At 51.6% G+C, this 17,308-nt stretch carries 13 protein-coding genes; 12 read left to right on the top strand and 1 reads right to left on the bottom strand.

The genetic code is table 11. The features are described 5' to 3' along the window. Positions 1-2: 2 nt before the first annotated feature. Positions 3-1,592 carry a 2-isopropylmalate synthase gene (leuA, locus tag EC840_RS19590; protein ID WP_112286961.1) on the bottom strand — a complete coding sequence of 530 codons (1,590 nt, stop codon included), beginning with the start codon at positions 1,590-1,592 and terminating at the stop codon, positions 3-5. A 740-nt stretch (positions 1,593-2,332) separates the two neighbouring features. Between leuA and leuO the strand changes: the two genes are divergently transcribed. The 12 genes from leuO to mraY all read left to right on the top strand — a co-directional run bounded on the left by leuO (position 2,333) and on the right by mraY (position 17,307). Beyond that, on the top strand, positions 2,333-3,280 hold the full coding sequence (gene leuO / locus EC840_RS19600; RefSeq protein WP_112286959.1) for a transcriptional regulator LeuO: 948 nt from the start codon (positions 2,333-2,335) through the stop codon (positions 3,278-3,280). 294 nt (positions 3,281-3,574) lie between these two features. Further along, on the top strand, positions 3,575-5,371 hold the full coding sequence (locus EC840_RS19605) for a long-chain fatty acid--CoA ligase (protein WP_132966679.1): 1,797 nt from the start codon (positions 3,575-3,577) through the stop codon (positions 5,369-5,371). Between the two features lie 421 nt (positions 5,372-5,792). Then, positions 5,793-7,511, top strand: a complete 1,719-nt coding sequence (gene ilvI, locus EC840_RS19610; RefSeq protein WP_113876341.1) for an acetolactate synthase 3 large subunit — start codon at positions 5,793-5,795, stop codon at positions 7,509-7,511. Between the two features lie 2 nt (positions 7,512-7,513). After that, entirely contained in the window at positions 7,514-8,005 is a 492-nt protein-coding gene (gene ilvN, locus EC840_RS19615) for an acetolactate synthase small subunit (protein ID WP_013577020.1), read from the top strand. Positions 8,006-8,172: 167 nt separating this feature from the next. After that, entirely contained in the window at positions 8,173-9,177 is a 1,005-nt protein-coding gene (gene cra, locus EC840_RS19620; protein WP_113876342.1) for a catabolite repressor/activator, read from the top strand. Between the two features lie 711 nt (positions 9,178-9,888). Next, complete coding sequence (mraZ, locus tag EC840_RS19625; RefSeq protein ID WP_112286955.1) at positions 9,889-10,347, top strand: division/cell wall cluster transcriptional repressor MraZ; 459 nt, start codon at positions 9,889-9,891, stop codon at positions 10,345-10,347. 2 nt (positions 10,348-10,349) lie between these two features. Continuing rightward, positions 10,350-11,291 (top strand): 16S rRNA (cytosine(1402)-N(4))-methyltransferase RsmH, encoded by a 942-nt coding sequence (gene rsmH, locus EC840_RS19630; RefSeq protein ID WP_112286954.1) that lies wholly within the window; start codon positions 10,350-10,352, stop codon positions 11,289-11,291. Beyond that, complete coding sequence (ftsL, locus tag EC840_RS19635) at positions 11,288-11,608, top strand: cell division protein FtsL (RefSeq protein WP_112286953.1); 321 nt, start codon at positions 11,288-11,290, stop codon at positions 11,606-11,608. Before rsmH ends, ftsL begins: the two co-directional genes overlap by 4 nt. A gap of 27 nt (positions 11,609-11,635) precedes the next feature. After that, complete coding sequence (locus EC840_RS19640; protein WP_112286952.1) at positions 11,636-13,399, top strand: peptidoglycan glycosyltransferase FtsI; 1,764 nt, start codon at positions 11,636-11,638, stop codon at positions 13,397-13,399. Continuing rightward, on the top strand, positions 13,386-14,873 hold the full coding sequence (gene murE / locus EC840_RS19645) for a UDP-N-acetylmuramoyl-L-alanyl-D-glutamate--2,6-diaminopimelate ligase (protein ID WP_132966681.1): 1,488 nt from the start codon (positions 13,386-13,388) through the stop codon (positions 14,871-14,873). The genes EC840_RS19640 and murE overlap by 14 nt, the downstream gene beginning before the upstream one ends. Continuing rightward, positions 14,870-16,231 carry a UDP-N-acetylmuramoyl-tripeptide--D-alanyl-D-alanine ligase gene (gene murF, locus EC840_RS19650; protein ID WP_132966683.1) on the top strand — a complete coding sequence of 454 codons (1,362 nt, stop codon included), beginning with the start codon at positions 14,870-14,872 and terminating at the stop codon, positions 16,229-16,231. Before murE ends, murF begins: the two co-directional genes overlap by 4 nt. Further along, complete coding sequence (gene mraY / locus EC840_RS19655) at positions 16,225-17,307, top strand: phospho-N-acetylmuramoyl-pentapeptide-transferase (RefSeq protein ID WP_112286949.1); 1,083 nt, start codon at positions 16,225-16,227, stop codon at positions 17,305-17,307. The genes murF and mraY overlap by 7 nt, the downstream gene beginning before the upstream one ends. Position 17,308: the final 1 nt, after the last annotated feature.

Raw genomic sequence — 17,308 nt, forward strand, 5'->3', positions numbered from 1 at the left:
GTTCACACCGTTTCCTGATTATTTTGAATGTTGTTGTGTTGCTGACCTGACTGCTGCAAACGTTGTTTTTCAATCTCAACTTGTTTGCTGCGCCAGATGTTATTCAGTACGTGTACCATCGCTTTTGCAGAGGATTCGACAATGTCCGTTGCCAGGCCGACACCGTGGAAACGGCGGCCATTGAAAGAGACGACCACGTCAACCTGGCCCAGTGCATCTCGGCCCTGGCCTTTGGCGCTCAGCTGGTATTTCACCAGCTCAATCTGATAACCAGTGATGCGGTTGATGGCCTGATATACGGCATCAACCGGACCGTTGCCGGTGGCGGCTTCGGTGATAATTTCTTCGCCGCAGGACAAATTGACTGATGCCGTGGCGGTAATTTTTGAGCCGGACTGCACGCTGAAGTTATCCAGACGGTAGAACTCAGGCTCTTCTTGCTGCTTGTTAATGAAGACCAGTGCTTCTAAATCGTAGTCGAAAACCTGACCTTTTTTGTCGGCCAGCTTCAGGAACGCGGCATACAGATGATCCAGATTGTAATCGGCTTCTTTGTAGCCCATTTCTTCCATACGATGCTTAACGGCAGCACGACCAGAGCGGGAAGTCAGGTTCAGCTGAACCTGATTCAGACCGATGGATTCCGGAGTCATGATTTCGTAGTTTTCGCGGTTTTTCAGCACGCCGTCCTGATGAATACCGGAGGAATGCGCGAAGGCGTTAGAACCGACAATCGCTTTGTTGCCCGGGATCGGCATGTTGGTGATCTGGCTGACAATCTGGCTGGTGCGGTAGATTTCTTTGTGATTGATGTTGGTGTGAACGTTCATGTAGTCGCTGCGGGTGCGGATCGCCATGATCACTTCTTCCAGCGCAGTGTTACCGGCACGTTCGCCGATACCGTTCAGTGTGCCCTCAACCTGACGCGCGCCGGCCTGAATCGCCGCGATGGAGTTACCGACTGCCATGCCCAGATCGTCGTGGCAGTGAACGGAAATAATCGCTTTATCAATGTTAGGCACGCGTTCATACAGATTGGTGATAATGCCACCGAACTGAACCGGCGTGGTGTAACCCACGGTGTCAGGAATGTTAATGGTGGTCGCCCCGGCCTTGATGGCAGCTTCAACAACACGGCACAGGTTATCCAGCGGGGTACGACCAGCGTCTTCGCAGGAGAATTCGACGTCATCGGTGTAATTACGGGCGCGTTTCACGGAGTGAGTTGCCATCTCCAGCACCTGATCAAACGAACGCTTCAGCTTGGATTCAATGTGCAGGGTAGAGGTGGCCAGGAATACGTGGATGCGGAAAGCTTCTGCTACGCGCAATGCTTCGGCAGCGGCGTCGATATCACCGTCCACACAACGGGCCAGACCGCAAACCCGGCTGTTTTTGATCTGACGGGCAATGGTTTGTACAGACTCGAAATCGCCGGGAGAAGAGACCGGGAAGCCTACTTCCATTACGTCAACGCCCATCCTTTCCAGCGCCATTGCAATTTGAATCTTCTCTTTAACACTCAGGCTGGCTTGTAACGCCTGTTCACCGTCACGCAGCGTGGTATCGAAAATAATGACTTGCTCGCTCATGGGTTGTTCCTTGTCTGCTTTTATTTTCGCGCCCTGCGGAGAGATAAAAAAAAACCCGCGCATCGGCGCGGGTTTATTGTCTGTGGAAGTTGAAATCAGTTCTGATTTTCGCCCACTGGCTTACCGCGCAAATTTTCTGCGTTGAGTAGTAGGCCTAGGAGACGGGTGATCATGAACATATGTTTTCAGCTTCTCGTAATTGGGTGGTCAGAACGGACATCGTTCAAACAGTGCTTAAAGTGATACGGGAATGTGTGCGGTATGTCAACCTTCACGGTGTGGAAATTTAATAATGATAATTCATCTCATTTAGCATTATAAACTAGTTTACCAAATGTATCTGGAACGAAGGTTTTTGTTCGTTCAGGCGGCAGTAAAGAAAAAAAACCGTCTTAAAATGGACGTTAACTTATCTGGTCAATAGTAATAAACTATTTAATACAGTGGGTTATAAATGATTTAGTGGCGCTTAACTTATTATTCATTTTCCGCATGTTGTTTCTATAAACATTTTATTGTTTTATATCATCAGTTTTGCCTAGATGAAATTAAAGTAGCATTTATCTTTCTGATTATTGGAAATAAGAGTCCATTTTTTTCTGAAAGTAGAATGCATTCAGTTACTGCATTCATTTACTGGTTTTTGTATGCCCGAATTCATTTCGGTGACATTTTATTAAAAACGAATGATTAAGGATGATCAGCCTTAAACAGCTGAGGTATCTTGAATAGGAAATGTAATGTCCGATTTGACTACAGACAATCAAACTAAACCTCCTGAAGCGGAAACACACCTCCGCAATGTAGATTTGAATTTGTTAACGGTATTTGATGCCGTGATGCAATTACAAAATATTACTCGCGCAGCCAATATGTTGGGGATGTCCCAACCGGCAGTGAGTAACGCTGTCGCCCGGTTAAAGATCATGTTTAATGATGATTTGTTTGTCCGCTTTGGCCGTGGGATCCAGCCAACAATGCGTGCGCGCCAGTTATTTGGCCCTATCCGTCAGGCTCTGCAACTGGTGATGAACGAACTCCCGGGAGCGGGTTTCGATCCTAACGTGAGTATTCGTGAATTCAATGTGGCGATTTGCAGTCCGCTGGATAAGCGTCTGACTTCGCAGGTACTGAATGCGGTCGACACTTTGTCGACGGATGTCAGTATTAAATTGCAAACCATTGTGAACGACAATATTGAGCATCAGTTACGTTATCAGAATATTGAGTTCATGATCAGTTATCGTAAATTCGACCGCCCGGACTTTTGTAATCAGGCGTTATTTAATGATGAACTGGTTCTGGTTGCAGCACAAAAACATCCGCGGATCAGCCCGCATATGTCAGATGAGAAATATCTGAAAGAAAAACATGCGGTCATGATGCTTGATCGTTTTTATTCATTCAGTTCACCTTATTATGATGACCCCGAAATGCATTCGCTGATTGCTTATCAGGGAACAGATCTTTCCAGCGTAATGGAAATAGTGTCGAAAACAGATATGGTCGCGCTGGTACCGCGCTGGATGGCACAATCGAGTGCCGGAATATTAAATCTGTCCGTTATCCCGTTACCCTGGATGAAGAACAACCTGACTTGTTATCTGTCATGGCATGAATCTTCCAGTAAAGATAAAGGCAATATGTGGATGAAGTCGTTATTAAGCCAATGCATTATTTCTTTATAGCGAGTGACTCTGATACGTCCCATTTTTACTGTGTTTCCTTCCACAGTAAAAATGGCTGGTTATGGTTTTCTTTGTGGTTTTTTATCCTGCCTGGTTTTTGCGCCTCGTTAGAGCCACGCAGGTTTTTTTCATTTCTAAAAGTCCTTCCTGGTTTTCCAAAAGAGCACCTGTGCTTCTACAATTTGATTTCACCGTGCAATGTTTGCCGGTAGACTGCGTTAAATCTTTGTAACAGAGCAATGCAGTAAGCTCCCTCCTTTATCTGATTGCGCTGGACGCCGGTATAGACGCTCAATGAATCCAACCTTAAATGACTACCACCTGATCACCCGTTTTCGCCATCAAGTCATCAGTCGCGCTGAAAAAATTGCATTCCGTGAATGGTCGCCTGTGGCTGAAAGCACGCTCACCTGGCGTGAACTAGGTGAGAAAGTCGATGCGCTGTCCGACGTTTTGCTTCAGGAGAACGTGGGTATCCAGGAGCGGATCGCCATTTGCGGAAACAACTCGATGGCCTGGGCGATGACCGATCTGGCGATTTTGCAGTTACGGGCCGTCACCGTGCCCGTGTATGCGACCAATACCCCCGCGCAGTCTGCGTATGTGCTTAATGATGCCGATATCCGCATTTTGTTCGTTGTCGGGCAGAGTCAGTATGATGCGGCGGTGGCGTTGCGTGAACTGTGTCCGCAACTGAAACATATCTTTGTGCTCGATAACGACGTTGATTTGCGCGGTGTGCCCATTGCCCGGCATGTTTCAGGCATTGTTCCTCAGGACAGCGTTGTGGCGGCTGAACGTGAGGCGCGGGTTAATGCCTGTGACCTCAACGATCTTTTCACGCTGATTTATACTTCGGGAACAACGGGGGAGGCGAAAGGGGTCATGCTCGATTACGTCAGTATGGCGACGCAACTAAAGCAGCATGAAAAACGCCTGAGTATTTCTGACCGCGATGTCTCGTTATGCTTTCTGCCGCTGGCGCATGTTTTTGAGCGCGCCTGGAGTTTCTTCGTCATGCACAGTGGCGCGCAGAATGTTTTCCTGCGTGAAACTGATTTGGTGCGCGATGCGTTGCAGGCCGTTAAACCCACGGTAATGTGCGCGGTTCCGCGTTTCTATGAAAAAGTTTTCAGCGCCATACATGACAAAGTAGCCCGAGCCGGAACCGTAAAAAAACGACTGTTCCACTGGGCTGTCGCGCAGGGCAAAGAGAAGTTTCTGACTGAACGCCGTAAAGCGCGTTATCCCTTCTGGCTTTCTCCGGCGTATTTCATCGCCGATAAACTGGTACTGAAAAAGCTGCGCAATCTGCTGGGTGGAAATTTACGCTTTCTGCCGGCAGCGGGCGCCAGTCTTGACGATAACGTGATCTTGTTTTTCGAATCACTTGGTTTGAAAATAAAATACGGTTACGGTCTGACAGAAACCTGCGCCACCGTTACCTGCTGGGAAGAAAACGATTTCCGCTTCGGTTCGGTCGGTACAGCGTTACCCGAAATTGAAGTGCGCATTGGCGAAGAGAATGAAATCCAGGTTCGCGGCCCGACGCTTTTAAGAGGTTATTTTAATAAGCCGGAAGAAACGGCGGCCAGTTTTACGGCTGATGGCTGGTTTAAAACCGGCGATGCCGGAAAAATGGATGCAGAAGGCAATGTGTTCATCACCGAACGGCTGAAGGATCTGATGAAAACCTCGGGCGGCAAATACATTGCGCCGCAGCGTATAGAAGGCACGCTGGTGCAGGATCGTTACATTGAGCAGGCTGCGGTGATCGCCGATGAACGTCACTTTGTTTCCGCGCTGATTGTGCCTGATTTTGACGTGCTGAACGTTTACGCGCAAAACCATCATATCGATTATCTCAACCGCACCGGACTGGTTAAAAACGAGCAAATCCTTTCACTGTTTGCGCATCAGTTGCGCGAGATCCAGCATGAGCTGGCCGGTTTTGAGCAGGTGAAAAAATTTGTACTGCTGACCAAGCCTTTCACGATGGAGGATGGTGAGCTGACCCCGACGCTTAAGTTGCGGCGCAAAATCATCTTCAGCCGTTATCAGAAAGAAATCGACCAGCTTTACCGCGAGTAATTCCTTCCGGATCTGTTTCCCCTTTTCCCTGCGCAATTACCGGCAAACATGCGTTTGCCGGTTTCATCCTCATTTGTATGTCCGTGACGGACATAATTTAATACTGTAATTTTTCGGGCCTTCCTGATATTTCTGACTGGTTGCTACTCTCAGGCAGTGTTTTGTGCCGGACAGAAGAATGAAGGCAGTGCGAGCCGATATAACGATATTTCCTGACCCTTTTTGGCGTTTGCCTGACTCAGATTCTGACGCTAAGGTACTGAGTTAGGTTTGTGAACGCCAATAAGAACAGCAGGGTTTTTTAATCCCGATAGAAAGTCCTAAAATTCAGCGGTTTCCCCATAAATCGTTGCCTGATAGAACAGCTAGCTGAAATAAAAAGTCATCCTATAGAAGAAACAAAAAGCCTGGAGGCAAAACCATGGAGATGTTGTCAGGAGCCGAGATGGTCGTCCGGTCGTTAATCGACCAGGGCGTTAAGCACGTATTCGGTTATCCCGGCGGAGCGGTGTTGGATATCTATGATGCCCTGCATACGGTCGGTGGGATAGATCATGTGCTGGTGAGACATGAACAGGGTGCTGTTCATATGGCTGATGGTTATGCGCGCGCCACGGGTGACGTGGGCGTGGTGCTGGTGACTTCCGGTCCCGGCGCAACCAATGCGATCACCGGTATTGCCACGGCTTATATGGATTCCATTCCACTGGTGGTGCTATCAGGTCAGGTCCACAGTTCACTCATTGGTTATGACGCGTTCCAGGAATGCGACATGGTGGGCATTTCCCGCCCTGTGGTGAAACACAGTTTTCTGGTAAAGCGCGCGGAAGATATTCCGACTGTGCTGAAAAAAGCGTTTTATCTGGCGTCTACCGGACGTCCTGGCCCGGTCGTCGTCGACCTGCCAAAAGATGTGGTGAATCCGCAGATCAAACTGCCTTACGCCTATCCTGAGCAGGTAACAATGCGCTCCTACAACCCGACGGTGCAGGGCCATCGCGGGCAAATCAAACGTGCCGTCCAAACCTTGCTGGCGGCTAAAAAACCGGTGCTGTACGTCGGCGGCGGTGCGATCAACTCTGAGTGTGATGCTGAGTTGCTGCAGCTGGCAGAGAAACTGAATCTGCCGGTAACCAGTTCTCTGATGGGGCTGGGCGCTTTCCCTGGCACGCATCGTCAGAGCCTTGGCATGCTCGGTATGCACGGCACTTACGAAGCCAATATGGCGATGCACAGTGCGGATCTGATTTTCGGCGTAGGTGTGCGTTTCGACGACCGTACTACTAATAATCTGGCGAAATATTGCCCGAATGCGACAGTCATGCATATCGATATCGACCCGACGTCGATCTCTAAAACCGTGAATGCGGATATTCCCATTGTCGGCGATGCAAAACAGACACTGGTTCAGATGCTCGAATTGCTGGCACAAAGCGACGAAAAGCAGGAATTCGATGCGCTGCGCGACTGGTGGCAAAACATTGAAAACTGGCGCGGCCGCGAATGCCTGAGCTACGACAAAAATACCGGCACCATCAAGCCGCAGGCGGTTATCGAAACGCTGCACCGTCTGACTAAAGGCGATGCCTACGTGACGTCGGATGTCGGCCAGCATCAGATGTTTGCTGCGCTGTATTATAAATTCGACAAGCCGCGACACTGGATCAACTCCGGTGGCCTCGGCACAATGGGCTTCGGCCTGCCAGCCGCGCTGGGTGTAAAACTCGGTTTGCCGGATGAAACGGTGATTTGCGTGACCGGTGACGGCAGTATTCAGATGAACATTCAGGAACTGTCGACTGCGCTGCAATACGATTTGCCGGTGATCGTTGTGAACCTGAACAACGGTTATCTCGGCATGGTGAAGCAGTGGCAGGACATGATTTACTCCGGCCGTCATTCCCAATCCTATATGCAATCTCTGCCTGATTTCGTGAAACTGGCGGAAGCTTACGGGCACGTGGGTATCGCAATCCGCACGCCGGATGAACTGGAAAGCAAACTGGCGCTGGCGCTGGAACAGAAAAATCGTCTGGTATTTGTGGATATCAGCATAGATGAAACAGAACACGTTTACCCGATGCACATCCGTGGCGGTGCGATGGACGAAATGTGGTTAAGCAAAACGGAGAGGACCTGATCATGCGCCGGATTTTATCAGTTTTACTGGAAAACGAATCGGGCGCGTTGTCCCGTGTAGTCGGCCTGTTCTCTCAGCGTGGCTACAACATTGAAAGCCTGACCGTGGCACCCACTGACGATCCAACCCTGTCACGCATGACCATTCAGACCGTCGGCGATGCCAAAGTGCTTGAGCAAATCGAAAAGCAACTGCATAAGCTGGTCGACGTACTGCGCGTGACCGAGCTGGTGCAGGGTGCTCATGTTGAGCGTGAAATCATGCTGGTGAAGGTGCAGGCTTCCGGCTATGGCCGTGAAGAAGTTAAACGTTCAACTGAGATTTTCCGCGGTCAGATCGTGGACGTCACCGCCACGCTTTACACCGTTCAGCTGGCGGGAACCAGCGACAAGCTTGACGCATTTTTAGCCAGTATCCGTGATGTGGCTGAAATTGTGGAAGTTGCACGCTCCGGGGTGGTCGGTGTTTCGCGTGGCGACAAGATTATGCGTTAAAGCTCAAATAATCAGCAAGATGTGAAGTTTTGCTGATAGTTAAAAGCCCGGCTCATGAGCCGGGCTTTCTTTTTTGCGAGTCAGGTGAAGCGATTCGGTAAAACACCTTGCCCGGCAGGGGCTTCTGCGGTTAGATAAAGCATTATCTTTATTAAGGGGTTTGCTCAGTGAAGCTGGATGAGATCGCGAGGTTAGCGGGCGTTTCGCGTACCACGGCCAGTTATGTGATTAATGGCAAGGCGAAACAGTATCGTGTCAGCGATAAGACAGTCGAGAAAGTCATGGCTGTCGTGAAGGAACATAACTATCACCCGAACGCGGTGGCAGCAGGTCTGCGCGCCGGTCGAACCCGTTCTATTGGTCTGGTGATCCCTGACCTGGAAAACACCAGCTACACCAAAATTGCCAATTTCCTTGAGCGGCAGGCCCGTCAGCGTGGCTATCAGCTGCTGATCGCCTGCTCTGAAGATCAGCCTGATAATGAAATGCGTTGCATCGAACATCTTCTGCAACGTCAGGTTGATGCCATCATTATTTCCACGTCTTTACCGCCGGAACATCCTTTCTATCAGCGCTGGGCTAACGATGATTTCCCGATCATTGCGCTCGACCGTGCCCTTGACCCTGAGCACTTCATCAGCGTGGTCGGGGCCGATCAGGAAGACGCACTGATGCTGGCGCAGGAACTGCGCACGTTCCCGGCTGAATCGGTACTCTATCTCGGCGCACTGCCGGAGCTTTCCGTGAGCTTCTTGCGTGAACAGGGATTTCGTCAGGCCTGGGCTGATGATCCCCGTCAGCCGAAATACCTTTACGCCAATGCCTACGATCGCGAATCGGCTGCCGTCGTCTTTGCTGAATGGCTGAAAACCAACCCGATGCCACAGGCGTTATTTACCACTTCATTCCAGTTGTTGCAGGGTGTCATGGACGTGACGCTGAAAACGGAAGGGCGGCTGCCGGTCGATCTGGCTATTGCTACATTCGGCGATAACGAGTTGCTCGATTTCCTGGAGTGTCCGGTTCTCGCTGTGGCGCAGCGTCACCGGGATGTGGCTGAACGCGTGCTGGAACTGGTGTTGGCCTGTCTCGATGAGCCGAAAAAACCGAAAGCCGGGCTGACCCGTATCCGGCGTAATTTGTTCCGCCGTGGCCGTCTGAGCCGCAAATAAACCTCCTGCGGGCATTCATCCTGACTGCCCGTTGTTTTCCCGTCTCAGCAACACGTTTCATAAGTAACAATGAATAAAGCATCTTGCAGGTTGTGATAATCAAATACGAAAATTCCCATATAAGCAGAATGGGTAAATTAAGAACATTCCCAGGCTGCTGAATTATTAACAAATGTTTTTGTCTTTCCTGCACTGATATAAACCTGCCAATCAATTTCTAAAATACGTTAATGCTCCCTGCAAAAGTGCTGTAGAATTCCCCGCTTAATTTCCCGCAGTTATGGTCTGACGCGTTGCTGATGAGTTTTGAATCAGCCGGAAGACTGATGTCCTGCGGGTTGACAGGCAAAATGATGATGATGTAGACGTGACAGTCATAAAAAAACTGAAAATGATTTTTGTTATGGCAAAACAGTCAGGAAATGAGAGTTAGCTAGCAGAAGAATATAAATAGTTAAATAATGTTCAGTTTGGCTTTTTTTTAAACGAAATTATTAACCCTCCGAAATTTCTTCAACTAATCATGACGTTATTTTCTCTCCCCTTCTAAAAAACATCATCACCTTGCGCTAAGTAATTGCCTGGCTGCGTAAATAATGCCAAACCTTCTCTGCTCTGGCTTGACAAGGTTTTAAAACCATCCGTAAACTCTTTTCTGTGGGAATTTGTGGGGGAAAGTGGTGAAAAAGGTCACAGAGGGGTAGATCGGTCATGTTTCGTGGCGCGACGATGGTTAACCTCGACAGCAAAGGGCGACTTGCCGTACCCACCCGTTATCGGGATTTGCTGAGCGAAGAATCGCAAGGTCAAATGGTTTGCACCATAGACCTCCATCACCCATGTCTCCTCCTTTACACCCTCCCTGAGTGGGAAGTTATCGAACAAAAATTGTCCCGTCTGTCGAGCATGAACCCTGTTGAGCGCCGTATTCAGCGCCTTTTACTCGGGCATGCGAGTGAATGTCAGATGGATAACGCCGGGCGCCTGCTGATTGCAACGACATTGCGACAGCACGCCGGGCTTGAAAAAGAAGTGATGCTGGTTGGGCAGTTCAATAAGTTTGAACTGTGGGATGAACAGACCTGGTATCAACAAGTTAAGGAAGACATCGACGCTGAACAATCGTCTCAGGAACCCCTTTCTGACCGATTACAGGACTTGTCATTATAAGCATGGTTGAAAACTACAAACATACCTCCGTTTTGCTGGATGAAGCCGTTAACGGCCTTAACATTCGTCAGGACGGCATTTACATAGACGGAACTTTTGGCCGCGGTGGCCACTCACGTTTGATTTTGTCCCAGCTTGGGCCGGACGGACGCTTGCTGGCGATTGACCGTGATCCACAAGCGATCAAAGCCGCAGAATCCATTGATGATCCTCGTTTTTCGATTGTTCACGGACCTTTCTCTGATCTCGCTGACTATGTGCGTGATCGCGGCCTCGAAGGCAAGATCGACGGCGTATTACTGGACTTAGGTGTTTCTTCTCCGCAGCTTGACGATCCTGAACGCGGATTCTCATTTATGCGCGACGGGCCTCTGGATATGCGTATGGATCCAACCCGCGGTTATTCAGCAGCTGAATGGCTGATGAAAGCGGAAGCCGAAGACATTGCCTGGGTGCTGAAAACGTTCGGCGAAGAACGTTTTGCCAAGCGGATTGCCCGCGCGATCGTTGAGCGTAACCGTGAGCTGCCGATGACCCGAACCAAAGAGCTGGCGGATTTGATTGCCAACGCTTCGCCGGTTCGTGAAAAACACAAACATCCGGCCACGCGCAGCTTCCAGGCTATCCGTATTTACATCAACAGCGAGCTGGAAGAAATCGAACGCGCGCTGGATGGCGCTCTGGAAATTCTGGCACCTGAAGGTCGTTTATCGGTGATCAGTTTCCACTCTCTGGAAGACCGCATTGTGAAGCGTTTTATTCGCCAGCACAGTCGTGGCGCGCAAGTACCAGCGGGTATTCCGATGACAGAAGCGCAAATCGCGGAGCTCGGCGGACGTTCGCTGAAGTCCGTCGGTAAAATGATGCCTTCAGACGCTGAAGTTGCTGAAAACCCTCGCGCACGCAGTTCAGTTCTGCGTTTTGCTGAGAGAACGACAGCGTGATCGGCAACGAACGCCACGGTTTAGTGGGGGTTATTGCCAGCGATATTCTGCGCAATGGCAAGATCCCGCTGATTTTGCTGATTGCTGTTCTGGTCAGCGCAATCTTAGTGGTCACAACCGCTCACCGTACGCGTTTGCTGACGGCTCAGCGCGAACAATTAGTACTGGAACGGGACGCGCTGGATATCGAATGGCGCAACCTGATCCTTGAAGAGAATGCTCTCGGCGATCATAGCCGGGTAGAACGCATCGCAACGGAGAAATTGCAGATGCAGCACGTTGATCCATCTCAAGAAATCATTGTGGTTCAGCCTTAAAATGCGCACGGAGAATACAGGCAGCTAATGAAAGCAACACGCACCGCGAAGTTAAAGCGTCCAGAAGATCAAGCCAGCTTTATTAGCTGGCGTTTTGCGTTGTTGTGCGCCTGTATCCTGCTGGCATTGGTTGGCCTGATGTTGCGTGTGGCATACCTGCAGGTCATTAACCCGGATAAGCTGGTGAGAGAAGGGGATCTGCGTTCCCTGCGCGTACAAACCATTCCTACTTCGCGTGGCATGATTACCGATCGTTCCGGTCGCCCTCTGGCGGTCAGCGTTCCGGTCAATGCTATCTGGGCAGACCCGAAAGAAATTAACGATCGCGGCGGCATTACCGTCGATACCAAATGGAAGGCACTGGCTGACGCGCTGAACATGCCGCTTGCCCAGCTTTCCGCCCGCATTAATGCCAATCCAAACGGCCGCTTCGTATACCTTGCCCGTCAGGTTAACCCTGCCGTTGGCGAATATGTCCATAAACTCAAACTGCCGGGGATTTCCCTGCGTCAGGAATCGCGCCGTTATTATCCGGCCGGGCAGGTGACGTCACATGTTATCGGCGTGACCAACATTGATGGCGAAGGCATTGAAGGCGTTGAGAAGAGTTTTGACCGCTGGCTGACCGGTAAACCCGGTGAACGTACCATTCGTAAAGACCGCTTTGGTCGCGTTATCGAAGATATTTCTACTGTCGACAGTCAGGCCGCCCACAACCTCGCACTGAGTATCGACGAGCGTTTACAGGCGCTGGTTTACCGCGAACTGAATAATGCGGTGGCGTTTAACAAAGCCGAATCAGGTACTGCCGTGCTGGTTGATGTCCAGACCGGTGAAGTGCTGGCGATGGCGAACAGCCCTTCATACAACCCAAACAACATGCCGGATACCCCGAAAGATGTGATGCGTAACCGTGCCATCACCGACATTTTTGAGCCGGGTTCTACAGTGAAACCGATGGTGGTGATGACGGCACTGAAAAACGGTGTGGTCCGCGAAAACAGCGTGCTGAACACCCTGCCGTATCGGATCAATGGCCATGAGATTAAAGATGTTGCGCGTTACGGTGAGCTTTCCGTCACGGGCATCTTGCAGAAGTCGAGTAACGTCGGTGTTTCACGACTGGCGTTATCGATGCCCTCCGCTGAGCTGGTAGATACTTACTCGCGATTCGGATTGGGAAAACCAACCAATTTGGGGCTGGTTGGAGAAAGCAGTGGCATATACCCTAAAAAACAACGGTGGTCTGACATAGAGAGGGCCACCTTCTCTTTCGGCTACGGGCTAATGGTGACACCTCTCCAGTTAGCGCGAGTCTACGCAACGATCGGCAGCATGGGCATTTATCGCCCATTGTCGATCACGAAAGTTGATCCGCCGGTATCCGGCGAACGTGTCTTCCCTGAACCGCTGGTGCGTACCGTCGTACATATGATGGAAAGCGTCGCATTGCCTGGCGGCGGTGGCGTGAAGGCCGCGATCAAGGGTTACCGTATTGCGATAAAAACGGGTACCGCGAAGAAAGTCGGTCCGGACGGTAAATACGTTAACAAATACATTGCCTATACCGCCGGCGTTGCGCCAGCAAGCAATCCAAGATTTGCGCTTGTGGTGGTCATTAACGATCCACAAGCAGGGAAATATTACGGTGGGGCCGTTTCCGCACCAGTGTTTGGCGCCATCATGGGCGGCGTATTGCGTACCATGAACGTTGAACCGGATGCGCTGACTGCCGATGAAAACGCAGACATAGTGAATAATCAAAAAGAGGCTTCAGGTGGCAGATCGTAATTTGCGCGACATCTTAGCGCCCTGGGTGAGTGATGCCCCGGCAGCAGCGCTAAAAGACATGATTCTGGACAGCCGCGTTGCGGCTGCCGGCGATCTGTTTGTCGCGGTTTCAGGCCATACCAGTGACGGGCGTCGTTTTATTCCCCAGGCAATTGCCCAGGGCGTCGCTGCCGTCGTGGCCGAGGCAAAGGGTGAACAAGAACACGGAACGGTTTGCCAGATGCATGGTGTACCGGTCATTTATCTCGAAGATCTCAACGTCCTGCTGTCAGAACTGGCGGGACGTTTTTACCAGCAACCGGGCAAAGCGTTACGTCTGGTTGGCGTAACCGGTACCAACGGTAAAACCACCACCACGCAGTTGCTGGCGCAGTGGAGCCAGTTACTGGGCGAAACCAGCGCCGTGATGGGCACCGTCGGCAATGGTTTGCTGGATAACGTGGTACCCGCAGAAAACACCACCGGTTCTGCCGTGCAGGTTCAGCACATTCTGGCCGATCTGGTGAAACAGGGCGCAACCTTTGCCGCGATGGAAGTGTCTTCCCACGGTCTGGTTCAGCATCGTGTTGCCGCATTGCCCTTTGCCGCGGCGGCATTCACCAACCTGAGCCGTGATCATCTTGATTATCACGGTGATATGCAGAGTTACGAAGACGCCAAATGGCAGCTTTTCTCCTCGCATCAGGTGGGTCAGAAAATCATTAATGCTGACGATGAAGTCGGGGCGCGCTGGTTAGCGAAAACGCCTGATGCTGTCGCCGTCAGTATGGAAGACAAAATCCCGGAAGGCTGGAAAGGCCGCTGGCTGGTGGCGCGCAGCGTGAATTATCACGATAACGGCGCTACCGTAAATATCGATTCAAGCTGGGGCGAAGGTAAGTTTGATAGTCGCCTTATGGGCGCATTTAACGTCAGCAACCTGCTGGTTGCGCTGGCAACGCTGCTTTCCCTGGATTATCCGCTGGCGCAATTACTGGCTACGGCTTCTCAGCTACAACCGGTTTGCGGCCGCATGGAAGTCTTCAATGCACCGGGCAAACCTACCGCTGTCGTTGATTACGCTCATACGCCTGACGCGCTGGAAAAAGCACTGGCGGCTGCCCGTTTGCATTGTCGCGGTACGCTGTGGTGTGTGTTTGGTTGCGGCGGTGACCGTGATAAAGGCAAGCGTCCGCTGATGGGCGGCATTGCGGAGCAATACGCTGACCGCGTGATCGTCACCGATGACAATCCACGCAGTGAAGAGCCGCGTGCTATCGTCGCCGATATCCTTGCTGGCCTGCTTGATGCAGGACGTGCGCAGGAAATTCATGGTCGCGCAGAAGCCGTAACCAGCGCAATTATGCAGGCGAAAGAAGAAGACGTTGTGCTGATTGCCGGTAAAGGGCATGAAGACTACCAGCTGGTCGGTAATCAACGCCTCGATTATTCCGACCGCGTCACGGTTGCACGTTTGCTGGGGGTGATCGCATGATCCGGGTTTCCCTGCAAACTCTGACAGATGTGCTCAACGCTGAGCTCATCGGCACAGATACTCAAATCGACAGTGTGACCACGGACACCCGTCAGGTCACCCAGGGCGCTTTGTTTATCGCGCTGAAAGGCGAAAAATTTGATGCCCATGACTTTGCTGCTGACGCCGTAAAAGCCGGCGCAGGGGCTTTGCTGGTGAGTAAGCGCTTACCGGTGGAGGTTCCTCAGTTAGTGGTTGCCGACACCCGCATTGCTCTCGGGCAACTGGGTGGCTGGGTGCGTCAGCAGGTTCCGGCCCGTGTCGTCGGCCTGACTGGTTCATCCGGCAAGACATCTGTAAAAGAGATGACTGCGGCTATTTTGCGTGAGTGCGGCAACGTGCTGTACACCGCAGGAAACTTCAATAACGACATCGGTGTTCCGCTCACCTTGCTGCGCCTGACCGCTGAACATGATTTTGCCGTCATCGAAATGGGCGCGAATCATCTTGGTGAAATCGCCTATACGACTGCGCTGGCACGGCCTGAAACGGCACTGGTGAATAACCTGTCAGCTGCGCATCTCGAAGGTTTCGGTTCCCTGGCGGGGGTCGCACGGGCGAAAGGCGAGATTTTCGATGGCCTGCCGGAAGACGGCATCGCCGTGATCAATGCCGACAACAACGACTGGGCGAACTGGCAGCATAAGCTGGACAGTAAAACCGTCTGGCGTTTCTCCCCGACTTTCGGTGAAGGCATCGATTTCAGTGCGACTGATGTAAAAATCAGTCCGCTGAATACCGCGTTCACTCTGCATTCTCCTCAGGGCAGCATTAATGTCTCGCTGCCGGTCCCCGGTCGTCACAACATCGCTAACGCACTGGCTGCGGCTGCGCTGGCAATGTCCGTCGGTGCATCGACGGAGAACGTGCGCGCGGGTCTGGCGACCCTGCAATCTGTCAAAGGGCGTTTATTCCCAATCGCACTTAGCGAAGGTAAAACCCTGCTTGATGACAGCTACAACGCCAACGTGGGTTCCATGACAGCCGCGGCGCAGGTGCTTTCTGAAATGCCTGGCTACCGCGTGATGGCGGTGGGCGATATGGCGGAACTGGGCGCAGAAAGCGAAAGCTGCCACCGTCAGGTCGGCGAAGCCATCCGCGACGCCGGTATCGACAAAGTATTCAGTATTGGTCATGACAGCCGCATCATCAGTGATGTCAGCGGATGTGGTGAGCATTTAGAGGATAAGGCAGCCCTGACGGCCCGTTTAACGAGCTTACTGTCTGAACACGCGGTAATTACCGTTTTAATTAAAGGTTCACGTAGTGCCGCAATGGAGCAGGTAGTACGCGCGTTACAGGAGAATGCAACATGTTAGTTTGGCTGGCCGAACACTTGGTCAAATATTATTCCGGCTTCAACGTCTTTTCCTATCTGACGTTTCGCGCCATTGTCAGCCTGCTGACCGCGTTGTTCCTGTCGCTGTGGATCGGGCCGCGCATGATTGCCCGTCTGCAAAAAATGTCTTTCGGTCAGGTTGTCCGTAACGACGGTCCTGAGTCGCATTTCAGTAAACGCGGTACGCCAACGATGGGCGGCCTGATGATTCTGGCGTCGATCACAATTTCTGTACTGATGTGGGCGTATCCGTCCAATCCGTATGTGTGGTGCGTGCTGTTTGTTCTGATTGGTTACGGCATCGTGGGCTTTATCGATGACTACCGCAAAGTCGTGCGCAAAGACACCAAGGGCCTGATTGCACGCTGGAAATACTTCTGGCAGTCAGTCATCGCGCTGGCGGCGGCATTCACCATGTATGCCATTGGTAAAGATACGCCTGCGACTGAACTGGTGGTGCCGTTCTTTAAAGACATCATGCCGCAGCTCGGTCTGATGTACATCCTGCTGAGCTACTTCGTGATCGTGGGAACCAGTAACGCCGTCAACCTGACCGATGGTCTGGACGGTCTGGCGATTATGCCAACGGTCTTCGTCGCAGCAGGTTTTGCGCTGGTGGCATGGGCAACCGGTAACATGAACTTCGCCAGCTATCTGCACATCCCTTATCTGCGTCATGCCGGTGAACTGGTGATCGTGTGTACGGCGATCGTCGGTGCCGGGCTTGGATTCCTCTGGTTCAACACCTATCCGGCACAAGTATTCATGGGCGATGTCGGCTCTCTGGCTCTGGGCGGTGCGCTGGGTACCATCGCCGTATTGCTGCGTCAGGAATTCTTACTGGTGATTATGGGCGGTGTGTTCGTGGTCGAAACACTGTCGGTGATCCTGCAGGTTGGGTCCTTCAAGTTACGTGGACAGCGCATTTTCCGTATGGCGCCTATCCATCATCACTACGAACTTAAAGGCTGGCCGGAACCGCGCGTCATCGTGCGCTTCTGGATTATTTCGCTGATGCTGGTGCTGATTGGCCTGGCGACGCTGAAGGTACGGTAAT

Origin of the sequence: Rahnella sp. JUb53, assembly GCF_004346065.1 — a bacterium.
Classification (GTDB): Bacteria; Pseudomonadota; Gammaproteobacteria; order Enterobacterales; family Enterobacteriaceae; genus Rahnella; species Rahnella variigena.